The sequence below is a fragment of the Mycobacterium sp. genome (genome assembly GCF_004298145.1).
In the GTDB taxonomy this organism is placed as follows: Bacteria; Actinomycetota; Actinomycetes; order Mycobacteriales; family Mycobacteriaceae; genus Mycobacterium.
In genome coordinates this window covers 17,813-31,471 of record NZ_SCRH01000068.1, presented here as the reverse complement: position 1 = coordinate 31,471, position 13,659 = coordinate 17,813, and the positions used below count along the sequence as shown (strand labels likewise).

Annotated in this window: 11 protein-coding genes and 1 pseudogene; 3 read left to right on the top strand and 9 right to left on the bottom strand. The window is 66.5% G+C overall.

Annotated elements, in window-relative coordinates:
* Positions 1-33: 33 nt before the first annotated feature.
* Positions 34-873, bottom strand: coding sequence for a nitrile hydratase subunit beta (locus tag EPN51_RS26945; protein WP_293048930.1), 840 nt, complete (start codon positions 871-873; stop codon positions 34-36).
* Between the two features lie 103 nt (positions 874-976).
* On the opposite strand from EPN51_RS26945, the gene EPN51_RS26940 reads away from it, so the two are divergent.
* On the top strand, positions 977-1,825 hold the full coding sequence (locus EPN51_RS26940) for an enoyl-CoA hydratase-related protein (RefSeq protein ID WP_293048929.1): 849 nt from the start codon (positions 977-979) through the stop codon (positions 1,823-1,825).
* A gap of 64 nt (positions 1,826-1,889) precedes the next feature.
* On the opposite strand, the gene EPN51_RS26935 is transcribed toward EPN51_RS26940, so the two are convergent.
* Genes EPN51_RS26935 through EPN51_RS26900 form a run of 8 tightly spaced genes read right to left on the bottom strand, consistent with a single transcriptional unit; the run spans position 1,890 to position 10,534 of the window.
* Complete coding sequence (locus EPN51_RS26935) at positions 1,890-3,590, bottom strand: FAD-binding protein (protein WP_293048928.1); 1,701 nt, start codon at positions 3,588-3,590, stop codon at positions 1,890-1,892.
* Positions 3,587-4,960: an aromatic ring-hydroxylating dioxygenase subunit alpha gene (locus EPN51_RS26930; protein WP_293048927.1), complete on the bottom strand. Its 1,374-nt coding sequence runs from the start codon at positions 4,958-4,960 to the stop codon at positions 3,587-3,589. The genes EPN51_RS26935 and EPN51_RS26930 overlap by 4 nt, the downstream gene beginning before the upstream one ends.
* A 21-nt stretch (positions 4,961-4,981) precedes the next feature.
* On the bottom strand, positions 4,982-6,517 hold the full coding sequence (locus tag EPN51_RS26925; protein WP_293048926.1) for an acyl-CoA synthetase: 1,536 nt from the start codon (positions 6,515-6,517) through the stop codon (positions 4,982-4,984).
* A 16-nt stretch (positions 6,518-6,533) separates the two neighbouring features.
* Positions 6,534-7,406 carry an enoyl-CoA hydratase-related protein gene (locus EPN51_RS26920; protein ID WP_293048925.1) on the bottom strand — a complete coding sequence of 291 codons (873 nt, stop codon included), beginning with the start codon at positions 7,404-7,406 and terminating at the stop codon, positions 6,534-6,536.
* 18 nt (positions 7,407-7,424) lie between these two features.
* Entirely contained in the window at positions 7,425-7,661 is a 237-nt protein-coding gene (locus EPN51_RS26915) for a biotin/lipoyl-containing protein (RefSeq protein WP_293048924.1), read from the bottom strand.
* Positions 7,654-8,652: a transketolase C-terminal domain-containing protein gene (locus tag EPN51_RS26910; protein WP_293048923.1), complete on the bottom strand. Its 999-nt coding sequence runs from the start codon at positions 8,650-8,652 to the stop codon at positions 7,654-7,656. Before EPN51_RS26910 ends, EPN51_RS26915 begins: the two co-directional genes overlap by 8 nt.
* Positions 8,653-8,657: 5 nt before the next feature.
* The gene (locus tag EPN51_RS26905; RefSeq protein WP_293048922.1) at positions 8,658-9,671 is read right to left on the bottom strand and encodes a thiamine pyrophosphate-dependent dehydrogenase E1 component subunit alpha; all 1,014 of its coding nucleotides are present in this window, start codon (positions 9,669-9,671) and stop codon (positions 8,658-8,660) included.
* On the bottom strand, positions 9,671-10,534 hold the full coding sequence (locus EPN51_RS26900; protein WP_293048921.1) for a mycofactocin-coupled SDR family oxidoreductase: 864 nt from the start codon (positions 10,532-10,534) through the stop codon (positions 9,671-9,673). Before EPN51_RS26900 ends, EPN51_RS26905 begins: the two co-directional genes overlap by 1 nt.
* Positions 10,535-10,818: 284 nt before the next feature.
* Between EPN51_RS26900 and EPN51_RS26895 the strand changes: the two are divergent.
* Together EPN51_RS26895 and EPN51_RS26890 are read left to right on the top strand one after the other, a co-directional pair.
* A pseudogene (locus EPN51_RS26895) lies at positions 10,819-12,051 on the top strand (CoA transferase).
* A gap of 122 nt (positions 12,052-12,173) precedes the next feature.
* Positions 12,174-13,538: a wax ester/triacylglycerol synthase domain-containing protein gene (locus tag EPN51_RS26890; protein WP_293048920.1), complete on the top strand. Its 1,365-nt coding sequence runs from the start codon at positions 12,174-12,176 to the stop codon at positions 13,536-13,538.
* Positions 13,539-13,659 lie beyond the last annotated feature (121 nt).

Here is a 13,659-nt window from a genome sequence, read left to right as displayed (position 1 = left end):
CGAAGCCCGAAGCCCGAAGCCCGAAGCCCGAAGCTAGCCGGCCGATTCGAGCCAGCGTTCCGGGATCTCGGTCTGCAGCGTGTCGTTGCCCGGCCCGGTGTAGCCGTGCCATAACTCGGAGAGGTTGAACCGGACGATGTAGAACCACTCGGGCTGTTGGTCTGCCCCGTCCCAGGTTTCGTCCTCGGCGGCGGGGCTTTCATACGACACGAGCGCGATCTCGCCGGTCGCGCCGCGTACATATTCCTGGGTGCGGGTGTAGAGCAACACGGGAAGATCCCGCACCACGACCTTGTCACCGACACCGAACTTCGATGCGCCCGCCCGCCCGGCATACACTTGCGGATCACCCTTGCCGACGGCGTGGATGTGGTGCCGGTTGCGGTTGACCGTGGCGGGATCACCTTCGAACTTCGGCTTGGCCGCCAAGGGCTTTCCGCTCAGACCGTCCGGGTATCGGGCCCTGACCTCGGCCATCCGTTCGGCCAATTCACTCAGGCCGATATGGTGCTTTTCGGCGAGGACGCGTGCGACCGCCAGCAGCCACCTCCCGTAGTAGGGAAGCCCGAGATAAATGGTGCGGCCGAGGTCGACGTTGCCCATCCGGCGCCTTTCCTCGGACAGCCAGATTCCACGCCAGCCGAGCACCTCGCACATGACATAGGTGTTGTGCTCCCAGATTTCGTACTGTTTGTTCTCGAATTCGATGGGAGCGTCGGGCTCGCCGCCGACATCGTGCGGGGTCTTGACGTAGGCGGCGAATCGGTCGTGGTCGATGAGGTCCGGCGTGGGTGCGTCCGGAAGTTCGGGGTACGAGGATTGCAGCCGGGCCACCAGGTCCAGCTGCCGTACCCGGTCCATCGGAGTCGGCATATGAGCTCCATCCGTCGTCACCGCGCAGCCCCAGTACAGCTCACTCCTCGCGTCGAGATCGCGCAAGCGCTAGATGAATGGCCGGGAGGGTAATGTCCCGGTGATGGAGCGGCGCGAGCTCGAAGCGGTCATCTATGAACGCGAACCGCCGATTGCACGCATCATTCTGAACCGGGTGGACAAGGCCAACACCAAAGATGCCGTCCTGGTCACCGAGGTCGACGATTGCCTGCACGAGGCCGACCGTGACAAGGAGATCAAGGTCGTCATCCTCAAAGCGAACGGCAAAGGATTCTGCGGTGGGCACGTGGCCCGCTGGGGCCCGGACGAAAACCCGTATCCGGATTTCGGGGAGACGTTCGAGGACCTTTACAAGGGCACCGCAGACCTGTTCCTGTGGCCGACGTTGTATCTGTGGGAATTTCCCAAGCCGACCATTTCGCAAATCCACGGCTATTGCATGGGCGGCGGAATCTATCTCGGCCTGTTGACCGACTTCTGCGTGGCCTCCGAGGACGCGTATTTTCAGATGCCCCTTGCCCAAAGCCTCGGCGAGCCCGGCGGTCACACCATGATCGAGCCGTGGCTCTTGATGAACTGGCACCGCACCATGGACTGGCTGCTGCTGGCACCGACCCTCTCGGCGCAGCAGGCCCTCGAGTGGGGCCTGCTCAACAGGGTGGTGCCGCGCGACGAGCTCGAGGACACGGTCGAGGAGATGGCACGCAGGATCGCCCAAATCCCGTTGACCACACTGATGGCGGTCAAGAACAACGTGAAGCGCGCGTGGGAATTGATGGGAATGCGGGTGCACCTGCAGGTCAGTCACATCCTGACGAACATGGTCGGCGCCGCCTCCGATGTGCAGGCGCGACGGGCCGAGCTCATACAGTCCGGCATGAAGCCACGCGAATTCGTCGACCGCGACGAGAACGAGTCCCCGCCAACGTGACGCTAGCGTCACGTTCGGTGCCCAGCGTGACGACAGTGTCACTCTCGGCGGGACGGCGGGGGGACTAGCGGCTTTTTTCCCCGGCGATTTTGCATCCGGCGGCGTGCCGGGCGGCGACGTAACCGAACACCATCGAGGCGGCGATGCTCGCCCCGGCACCCGGATACGTCCGGCCCATCACCGTCGCCGTGGTGTTGCCGGTGGCGTACAAGCCCTCGATCACCCGGTCCTGTTCGTCGAGAACCTGCGCGTGCTCGTTGGTGATCACGCCCCCGCACGTCCCGACGTCGGCCGGGAGCACCCGGGTCGCGTAGTACGGCGCGGTATCGAGCGGCCCGATGGCGGCGTTCGGCCGATACCCGGGATCACCGAGGCAGTCGTTATAGGCCGACTGACCCCGGCCGAAGTCCGGATCCAAACCCTTGGCCGCGTACTGGTTGAATCGCCGGATCGTATGCGCCAGTTCGTCTGCGGGTAGGTCGATTTGGCGGGCCAGGCCGGACAGGGTCGCGGCCCTCTTGACCGCACCGGACTCGATCAGCTCCGGCGGCAACGGCCGGTTCCGCTTCAGCGGGTTGGCGCTGGTGACGTATCTGCGCACGTACCCTTCGTCGAAGATCATCCAGCAGGGCACCGCCTTGTTGGCGTACATCGCCTTGCCGACCTCGACGTAGGAGTTCGACTCGTTGCAGAACCTTCGGCCGGCCGAATCGACATAGATGGCGCCGGGCCGCTGACGGCCCGAACCGAGCGAGGCGGCGACGGCCCCGCCGTTGGCGATGAAAACCGAAGGCAACCACCATGCTTCGTCCAGGAGATCGGTCTTCGCGCCCAGGCGCATCGCCGCCTCGAGCACCTCGCCCGTGTCGCCGGCGTTGGCGATCGACCACCGTCCCTCGTTGGGCTGATCACCGCTGTAGCGACGGCGCATCTCCCGGTTGTGACCGAAACCGCCGGCGGCCAACAGGACTCCCTTGCGGGCCTCCACGTTCAGCGGTTCACCGCCGTACACGACGCGCGCGCCCAGCACCCGGTCGTCCTCGACGACGAGGTCGGCCATCGCGGCATCGGTCCACAACGGGGGATGACCGTCGCTGAGGTCGATCAGGACCTCGAGCATTTGAGCGATCAGCGAAGCGCCGTTGGTGAGGATCTGACGTCGCCGGATCCGGGCCGCCGCAGTGCGCAGGAACACCCGGGCCGCCACGGCGAACGCGCGCGGCGAGCGGTTGAAGTATTGAACCGAACGCAGCTCGTTGGTCAGCACCACGTATCCGTAGTTCTTGGCCAGCGGCGGCTGCACCTTGGGGCCCCAGTCGCCCAGCTTCGCGGCGTCGAACGGGATCCCCTCCACGGCGCGGCCGGACGCGTTGCCGCCCTTGTGGTTCGGGTAGTAGTCGCTCCAGCCCGCACACCGAACGAGTTCGACACCCTTGCGGGTGAGGAAATTGATCATCTCGTAGCCGGCGGTGAGGAACATTTCGCGCCGCTCGGGCGAGGACGGCGCGCCGATGTCGCCGACCACGTCGGCCAGGTAGGCCAGGCCGTCCTCGTGCGAGTCGGCGATGCCGTCCGCGCGCATCAACGGGTTGTTCGGCAGCCAGACGATGCCGCCGGACAGTCCCGTGGAGCCGCCGACCAGTGACTGCTTTTCGATGATGAGCGGCTCGAGCCCGCGGTCCAGGGCGGCGAGCCCCGCCACCATGCCGCCCCCGCCGCTGCCGGCGATCAGCAGATCCACCGATCGGTCCCAATGGGTGCTCATCGCGCCTCCGCGGAGCTTGTAGTAAAGCCGAGATCGGCGATCGGCACATCGATGGTGGTGTTCGTCTTCTGGATCGCGGGTACCAGCGCGTCGTACGGCAGGCCGGCCAGGAAGCCGTCGATGACGCGTTCGAAGTTAGAGATCAATCCTTCGATCTGGTTGGACAAGCGCATGAAGTCAAAGCCCTTGGAATGCAGCCCTTTTTGTTGCCTCGGCAAGTTGGAGAAGTCCTGGGCGGGAATCGGCGGCCAGCGCGGGTCATCGGGCGCCATCGGCTCCGGTGGCGTTGGTTTGCCGGTCGATGCGTCGTTGGGAAGCCTTGTCAGGGACCAGATCTCGAACAGCGTGTCCTCGGGCCCCAGCGGCCGGATTCGGTACGAGGACGCGCTGCTATAGGTCGGCAGGATGAAGTAGTGCGGGAAGGCGAACCCGATCGCATCGGTGATCCCGCGGCGGACCAATTCGTTGAGATCGGGCATGCCGCTGCCCCGGGCGCGGTGCCAGTTGACGACGGCGTCGTTGAGGGCGCCACGCCACGCTGCCATCGCCGTCGCCGGGTCCGACGGCAGGTCGATGTTCTGCATGCCCTCGGCGATGCGGATGTCGTTTTCATGCGTCATGCCGCCCATGCCGTCGCCGAGTGTGCGCATGAAGTACAGACTGCTCGCGACGACCGGATGTACCGCCGCGGCGGGTGCGCCGGTCTGCGCGGACGGCAACAGCTGAGGGTGGGTCTGCGGGACGTGGTAGCCCTCCATGAACGCCGCCGCGGCCAGCTTCCAATTCACCGGCAGCCGGCACGATTGCCACCACTCGACACGCAGCGAGTCGACCTGCCAGGCGTCGTAGACCGATGCGAACGGCTCCATCCAGTCACGTAACGCCGGCGCGTCGTCGTCGAGGTTGATCCACGCGCAACCACCCCAGAGCTCGCATCGCACCGACACGAGTCGCAGGTCGTCGGCGGCCAGATTCTCTTCGGCGAACGCTTCGGGCCGCAGCACGAACGTGTTGCGGCCGTCGAGGCCCCAGCACCAGCCGTGGAACGGGCACACGAAGGTGCGCCGATTTCCGTTGCCCTCCACCAGCTTCACGCCGCGATGCCGGCAGGCGTTGTGGTAGGCGCGCACGTTGTGGCTGTCCACGCGCACCACGATGACGGACTGGTCGAGGATTTCGTATTCGACGAAATCGCCGGGCTTGGGGATCTCCTCGAGCCGGCACGCCATCTGCCACACGCGGGGCCACAACATCTCGGCTTCCAGCGCGTAGAACTCGGGGTCGTAGTAGCGCTGCTTGGGGATCCGATCGGCGGCCCCGACCGCCCACGGCACCGGTAGCGGCGTCCCATTGCCCATTCCTACAGCCATTTCGTCATCCCTTGTGTCGCCTCACAAGATCCGCGAGACCCGTCCCTGCCAATAACGGTCGCGGATACGTCGCTTGTAGAGCTTTCCGTTCGGATCCCGCGGCAGTTCCCGGTCGAATTCGACGGTGCGCGGGCACTTGTAGCCGGCCAGGTGGGCCCGGCAGTAGTCGATGAGTTCGGCTTCGAGTTCGGGCCCGGGCATGACGCCGGCGGCCGGCTGCACGACGGCCTTGACTTCTTCACCGAATTCCTGATTGGGAACCCCGAATACGGCCGCGTCGACCAGCTTCGGATGCATGACGAGCAGGTTCTCCGCCTCTTGCGGGTAGATGTTGACCCCGCCGGAGACGATCATGAACGTCGATCGGTCGGTGAGGTACAGGTAGCCGTCGCCGTCGACGTATCCCACGTCGCCGAGCGAGCGCCACCCGCGATCGTTGTACACCGACGCGGTCTTGGCGGGATCCTTGAAGTATTCGAAGTCGGGTCCCCCTTCGAAATAGAGCTCGCCGGATTCGCCGACGGGAAGTTCCTGCCCGTCATCGCCGACCACGTGCACCGGGGCCATCGGAATACCCACCGAACCGGGATGGGTAAGCCAATCCTGCGGGCCGATCGTGGTTCCCGCGAATCCTTCAGTGCCCCCGTAGTATTCGTGAATGATCGGTCCGAACCACTCCATCATCCGGTGCTTGACGTCGACGGGGCAGGGCGCGGCCGCGTGGATGACGCAACGCAGGCTCGAGACGTCATACTTGTTGCGGACTGTCGTAGGCAGTTTGAGCATGCGCACGAACATCGTCGGTACGAACTGGGCGTGGGTCACCCGGTGCGTCTCGATCAACCGCAAGACCGCCTCGGCGTCGAACCTCTTCATGATGATCGACGCGGCGCCGACGCGGTTGGCAGCCATGGTGTAGTTCACTCCGGCCGCGTGGTAGAGCGGCGCGGGGGACAGGTACACACTCGATGGGCTCATCCCGTACTTGTGGATCAGCGCCATCTCCAGCACCGACTGCGCCCAGGACCCGTTGCCGTCGTCGGGAAGCGGCCGCCGCACCGCCTTGGGCCGTCCTGTGGTGCCCGACGAATACAGCATCTCCGATCCGTCCGACATCGGCGAGACGCCGCCGGCCGCCGCCACGGCATCCTCATAGGACTGCCAGCCGGCCACGGCCCCCCCGACCGCGATGTGCGCGGCCACCGCCGGATTGGCGGTGCGCAGGTGCGCGGCGAGGTCGGGCATCGAGGCGTCGACGAAAGCCGCCTTTGCATCGGAGTCGTCGATGACATAGGCGATTTCGCCGGGGGTGAAGTGGGTGTTGACGGCGGTGTAGTACAGGCCGGAAAGCTGGCAGCCCCAGGTGATTTCGAAGAACTCCGGCCGGTTCGGCAGCACCAGGGCCACGCCGTCGCCGCGGCGCAGCCCGGCGTCGTGCAGCAGCGCGGCGACCCGCCGGCTGCGGGCGTGCAGCGTGCCGAAGGAGATCATATCGCCGTCCGCGACGATGAGTGCCGGCGACTCTGCGGCACTCATGGCGTGGTCGGCGATGTTCACCGGCGAACCCCGAACCCTATGTGGTTGCGGCGCCGTCGGTCTGGGCGGCGGCCGCGGCCTGGCGGCGGGCCTGCTCGGACGGCAGCACCTTGTCTTTGAACACCGTCTGGATCAGCTCCTGCACGTCCTTGCTGATCGACGCGAGAGCGACGAGGTCGTTGGAGCTCTGCCAATGCACGCGCATGCCCATCAGCTCCCAGGCGCGTTTGAGGTTGGCCTTGGTCGCCAGCAGCGTTGTCATCGGCGCCTGCGCGATGTGGCGGGCGATGGCCTCGACCCGGTCGTCGAGCTGGTCGCGTGGGACGACCTCGTTGACCAGGCCGACGTCCAAGGCCTTCTTGGCATCGATGACCTCGGCGAGATAGAGGTAATACGCGGCGCGGCGCCAGTTCATGAACACCCACGGCTCGATCGAGCATTCGCCCGAGGGCATGCCGAAGCCCTGCAGCGGCGGGTAGGAGAAGTAGGCGTCCTCGGAGGCGATGACGATGTCGGTGGTCAGCCCGTAATGGGTGCCCCCGCCGACGCAGTAGCCGTGCACCTGCGCGATCGTCGGCTTGGAGAACTCCCAAAGGTTCAGGATCGGCTTGACGAACAGGTCGGTCTGCGGCTTCCACGGCGTGCCCATCACCTTGGCGCCCTCGACGAAAGCCGGGTAATCAACGGCGTTGTTGCCGATCGCGTGTCCGGAACAGAAGCCCTTGCCGTTGGCCTTGAGGATCAGCACTTTGATGTCGTAGTCCCGGTCGGCGTCGGCCAGCGCGGCGTCGACCTCTTCGGCCAGCTTCTGGTCCTGGGCGTTGGCCTTCTCCGGCCAGTTCAGGGTGACACGGGCGATCGGGCCCTCTTTTTCGTAGATGATTCTCTCGCGGGTCTCGTTGAGATCCATGGGTTTTGCCTTTCTTCGTTATGACGAGATGACGCCGATTTCGGTGCCGATGTCGTAGGTGGTCCCGACCTGGCCGGTCCACTGCACGGTGCCCGTCGCCCCGGCTTCGATCTCCTGCTCGACCTTCTCGGTGGCGATGACGTAGATCGGCGTCCCCGCTTCGACGTGCTCGCCGGCGCCGACGAGCAGCCCGGTCAGCTCGGCCTCCGAGACGGCCACCGACACCCGGGGGATGCGAATAACGAAGTCAGCCACGCAGATTCGCCTTCTGCAGCGTGCGTTGGGCCGCCTCCGCGATCCGCGCCGGCGACGGATACACCTGAGCCTCGAGCGCCGCCGCGGCCGGGTTCGGGACGAACCGGGCGGCGACCCGCCCGACGGGTGCGGCGAGCTCACCGAACAACTCCGCGTGCAGGATCGCGGCGATCTCAGCTCCGGGGCCGCCGAATCGCACCGCGTCATGGACGATCACGGCTCTCCGGGTGCGACGCACGGACCCGACGATGGTGTCGACGTCGAGTGGCACCAAAGTGCGCAGGTCGACCACCTCGGCACTGACGCCTCGTTCGCCCAGCGTGGCCGCGGCGCTCAGGGCGTCGTGCACGCAACGCCCGTAGGCGATCAGGCTCACGTCGGTGCCGGGCCGCTTGATGTCGGCCCGGCCGAGCGGGATTGAGAAGCCGGGTTCGAGGGGGACGGGCCCTTTCTTGCTTTGCAGCCGAATCGTCTCGATGAACAGGCAGGGGTCGGGGTCGAAGATCGCCGCGGTGAGCAGCCCCTTCGCGTCCCGTGGGGTGGCCGGCACGATCACCTTCATCCCGGGGATGTGCATGAACCACGCTTCCAGGCTCTGCGAATGCGTTGCACCCGTGGCCAATCCGGCGTAAACCTGCGTGCGGACGGTGATCGGCGCCGACGTGCGCCCGGCGGTCATGAACCTCAGCTTGGCGGCGTTGTTGATCAGCTGGTCGGCGGCGATCCCGATGAAATCCATGATCATGATCTCGGCCACCGGCAGCAGGCCGTCGATGGCCGCGCCGATCGCCGCGCCGACGATCGCTGCCTCCGAGATCGGCGTGTCGAGGACGCGGTCGTGGCCGTACTTCGTCGACAACCCCGCGGTCGGTCCGGACGCGCCGGGATCGGCGATGTCCTCACCGAGCAAGAACACCCGGTCGTCAGCCGCGAGCGCCTGGTCCAGCGCGAGGTTGAGCGCCTCGCGCATCGTCATCTCTTTCTCGTCCACGGGCGTTACACCGGGAACGTGATCGGGGTTGCGTACACGTCGCGGTCGAGCTCGTCGATTGACGGCGAATCCGCGCTCATCACCGCTTGCAGTGCCGCTTCCACCGCGGCCGCCGCGTCGCCGTCGATGCGGTCGAGTTCGTCCGGTGAGCAGGCGCCCGTCTCCGCGAGCCGGCTGCGGAAGCGGGGCACCGGGTCGGCGGCCATCGCCGCCTCGAGCTGTTCCTTGGGTATATAGGGCGTCCGGTCACCGAAGTAGTGGCCGCGGAAGCGGAATGTCACGCATTCGAGGAAGGTGGGGCCTTTGCCGCGCGGGCCGCCGCGCGCCCGCCGCAGCGCGTCGTCGAGCGCCGACTTCACCGCCAACGGATCGTTGCCGTCGACACGCACGCCCGGCATCCCGTACCCGGCCGCCCGGTCGGCGACATGCTCGAGCTTCATGGTGTCCGCGGTCGGCGTCATCTCGGCGTAGAGATTGTTCTGGCACACGAAGACGATCGGCAGGTCCCACAGCGCGGCCATGTTGGCCGCCTCGTGGAAGGAACCGGTGTTGGTCGCGCCGTCGCCGAAGCTGACCACCGTCACGCGATCGATGCCCTTGCGTTTGGCGGCCATCGCCAGGCCCACGGCCACCGGTGGTCCGGCCCCGACGATGCCGGTCGAAAGCATCACGCCCTTAGCGGGATTGGCGATGTGCATGGTGCCGCCCTTGCCCCGGCCGGCGCCGACGGTGCGGCCCATCATCTCGCCATAGATCTCCTCGAGCGGGACGCCCTTGCCGATCAGGTCGTGCAGGCCGCGGTACGTCGTCACCAACTGATCGTCGGGGCGCAGCGCAACCCCCATCGCGGCCGCGATCGCCTCCTGGCCCCGCGACGGCCAATACACGCATATGAACTCGCCGGTCGCGATCCCCTTGGACAGCCGATCGTCGGCCGCCTTCATCAGGACCATCAGTTCGTAAAGGCGACGCCAGACGCCGTCCGAGTCAGGTTGCGGTGCAACGTGATTGGTGTTCATCACGCCCCCGACCAGGGTTTGACCTTGAGAAAGCCCCCGGCGTCGACGCGCAACTGCTGTCCGGTGATGTAGCGTGCCGCGTCCGAGGCGAGGAACAACACCGCCTCGCTGATGTCTTCGGGTTCGACGTAGGGGACCGGCATCGCCTGCACGAGCGGGAACACCGGTTCGGCGTCCTGGCGGGTCGGGGCTTTCAAGTCCGGCCGGAACGCGCGGTACATCGGGGGGCTGTGCAGCATGTCGGTGTTGACGTTCGTCGGATGCACCGCGTTCATCCGGATGGAGAACCGGGCGAGCGCCAACGCGAAGTCGTTGACGTAGTGTGCGGCAGCCAGTTTCGCGAAGGCATAGCCGGCCCCGCCGGGGCCACCGTCGATGCCGGCGGTGTTCATCGACGACATGAAGGCCGCGTTGGAACCGATGACGATGATCGATGCACCGGCCCGCAGGTGTTTGAGGCTCGTGTGCACCAGGTTCAGCACGCCGATGAGATCGACGTCGACGGCGTCGGCGAAGGCCTGCGGTGGCAGGCCCGCGGTCAGTGGGCAGATGCCCGCGTTGGCGACCACGATGTCCAGGTGACCGAACTCGGCCACGCCCGCATCGATGGCCGCGGACAGGGCCACCCGGTCGCGAACGTCGGCGACCGCCGTGATCGCGCGCTGCCCTTCCTTTTCGACCAGCCGCGCCGTTTCGTCGAGGTCTTCGGGGCGGGCCAGAGGGTACTCATTGGTGTCGATGTCCGCGCACAGATCCACTGCGATGATGTCCGCGCCTTCGGCGGCCAGCATCCGCGCATGTGAACGCCCCTGACCGCGCGCGGCGCCGCTGATCACGGCCACCTTGCCCGCCACTCTGCCCATCGCTCACCCTTCGTCCCTGCGGCTACATCGCGACCCACATTGGGGCCCAACAGCATTCGGTTACGCGGCCGCCTCCGTGGGGGGATTGAATCGGCTGGTCGTCCGTCCGCGCCGTCATGCGGCGCGGGGTCACCGCGGTGGGCGTCGGAACGAGACCTTCGGTCGGCTCCATCGCGTCTCTTCCCCGGAAAACTGCGCTGACCTGCAGATGGGCTATCACTACGCCCAAGACTAGCTAGAATATCTAAAATAGCAAGGAATGACCACGAGCTAGGGGGTTGGCGATGTCCGGCGTGCACGGCGGTGTCCTGCGGGGCGTACGGGTGATCGAGTTGGCGTCATGGACCTACGTGCCGTCCGCCGGTGCCGCACTGTCGGACTGGGGCGCCGACGTCATCAAGGTGGAAGGCGTCACCTCGGGTGACCCCGGCCGCGCGCTCGTCGTCGGGGGATTCACCCGGGAAGCGGCCCGCCCCGATGCCGACTTCATCCTCGAGCTGGGCAACCGCGGGAAGCGCAGCATCGCGATCGACATCAAATCGGAGACCGGCCGCGAGCTGTTCGGCCGGCTGTTGGCCAGCGCCGATGTGTTCTTGACGAATTGGCTGCCGGGCGCGCTCGAGCGGGCCCGGCTGACCGTGGACGACATCCGGTCGTTCAACCCGAAGGTCATCATCGCGCGCGGTACCGGGCTGGGGGTGCGGGGACCGGACCGGGACAAGGGCGGGTTCGATGCCGCCACGTACCTCGCTCGGGGCGGGGTCGCCTACACGCTCACGCCGTTCGGCACCGACACGCCCGCCGTTCAGGGGCCCGGCTTCGGCGACCTGCAGGGTGGGGCGACGCTGGCCGGCGGCGTCTGCGCCGCGCTGTTCCACCGCGAACGCACCGGTGAACCGACGATCGTCGATTCCTCGCTGCTGGCTCAGGCGATGTGGTCGATCGCACCGTCGATTTCGGCGGCCGACTTCTTCGATATCGACGGGATTCCGGGCGCCCCGCCGGGCCTGGCCATCAACCCGCTCGTCAACCGGTACAAGACCAAGGACGGCAGGTGGATCCAACTGGTGTTCCTGCAGCCGGACAAATTCTGGGTGGGTTTCTGCCGGCGCGTGGGCCTCGCCGAGCTGGCCGACGACGAGCGCTTCGTCCCGTCGAGCAATTTGATCGCCAATGCGGCGGCGGCGACCGAGCTGCTGGCGAACACGTTCGCCCGCCACGACCTCGCGCACTAGCAGACGGTGCTCGCGGACGAGCCCGGCGTGTGGGGCGCCCTGGCGACGCCGCGGGAAACCCTCAACGACCCGCAGGTCGAGCCCAACGGATACGTGGTGACCAACGTCTACGACCACGGCGAGAAATACCGTATCGTCGCCGCGCCCGTCCAATTCGACGAGACGCCGCCGGCGCCCGCTCGTGCCCCGGAACACGGCCAGCACACCGAGGAAATCCTGCTGGAGCTCGACGTCGATTGGGCCGATATCGCCAGGGCCAAGGAGCTCAACGCGATTCTCTAGGCCGCGGCGTCGGTGGGGCAGTCGACCAAAGGCGCGATCTGTGGGGACCAAAGTCATCGTCTGGCGCTAACCCGGTGACGCAGGCCGCCCGCAGTCGTACGTTCGGTGCAAGGAGTACAGACATGACCGCATTCATGCGCGCCAGCGACGCGTTCACCTGGGCGATGGAAAGCGACCCACGGCTGCGATCGACCGTGGTCAGCGTCATACTCCTGGATCGCTCCCCGGACTGGGACGAAGTGCGGAAACGATTCGACCTGATCAGCCGCACACTGCCCATGTTCAGGCAGCGGGTGGTGCAGTCACCCCCGCCGGCCCCGCCGCGGTGGGAGCATTACCGCGATTTCGACCTGGATTACCACCTGCGGCGAGCGACCGTCTCCGGCACGGGCACCCTCGACGACGTGCTCGAGATCGCGCGAGTGGCCGAGATGCAGGATTTCGATCGGGCCCGCGCGCTGTGGGAGACGACGTTCATCGACGGTCTGCAAAACGGCGGCGCGGCCATGATCTGCAAGTTCCACCACGCGCTCACCGACGGGGTCGGCGGAGTCCAGATCGCGATGAGCCTGTTCGACCTCTCGGAGGATCTTTACCCCCTCGAATCCATGCCGCCCGAGCCGAAGGTCGCGGGGTCATCACCGCTGGGGGGCTACCGCGACGCCTTGCGCTACGAGACCGGCCTGCTCAACAGCGCCCTGACCGGCGCGGCCACCCGGCTACCACGCCTGATGTACGACACCGTTCGGCGGCCCGCCTCGACCATGCGGTCCGCGGCGACCGCCGCGGCTTCGGTCTACCGGACCGTCCGGCCGATAAGCCGAACGGGGTCGTCGTTGGTGACCGACCGGGGCCTGATCCGGCGTCTCAGGGTGCATCAGGTGCCGACGCGGCCGCTTCGGGAAGCGGCGCACCGTTGCAATGGGGCCCTCAATGACGCTTTCGTCGCCGGGGTCGCGGGCGGACTGCGCCTCTACCACGAGAAGCACGGCGTGGCGGTGGGCGATCTGCACCTCTCGATGCCGATCAGCCTGCGGGCCAAAGACGATGGCATGGGCGGGAACCGGATCACGTTGATGCGCTTCGACGTGCCCGTCGGCGAAGCCGACCCGGCAAGGCGGATCGGGGCGATTCGGCAGCGCACCGCGGCGGTACGCAACGAAAGATCGCTGCCGTACACGCAATTGATCGCCGGGGTTCTGAATTTGGCGCCGCGGTGGTACATCGGCTCGGTGCTGCGCCATGTGGATTTCGTGGCCAGCGATGTGCCGGGCGTCCCGGTGCCGGTCTTTCTCGGCGGCGCCCCGGTACGCGCTCAATACGCTTTCGGTCCCACGATCGGCGCCGCCGTCAATGTCACGCTGCTCACGTATGTCGACACATGCGCGCTCGGCTTGAACATCGACACCACCGCGATTCCCGACTACGACGTCTTCCACGACGCCATCGTTGGTGGCTTCGACGAATTACTCTCTTTGGCACGCTAATTCGAATCCTACGAATTGCGTCACCACCCGGCGTGAAACGGGAGTCGTTGATTAGCAGCCGATCCCGGATCGGTCACAGGCAGGTATCAATCGCGGGTGTGGTCTGGCACAACGCGATCGA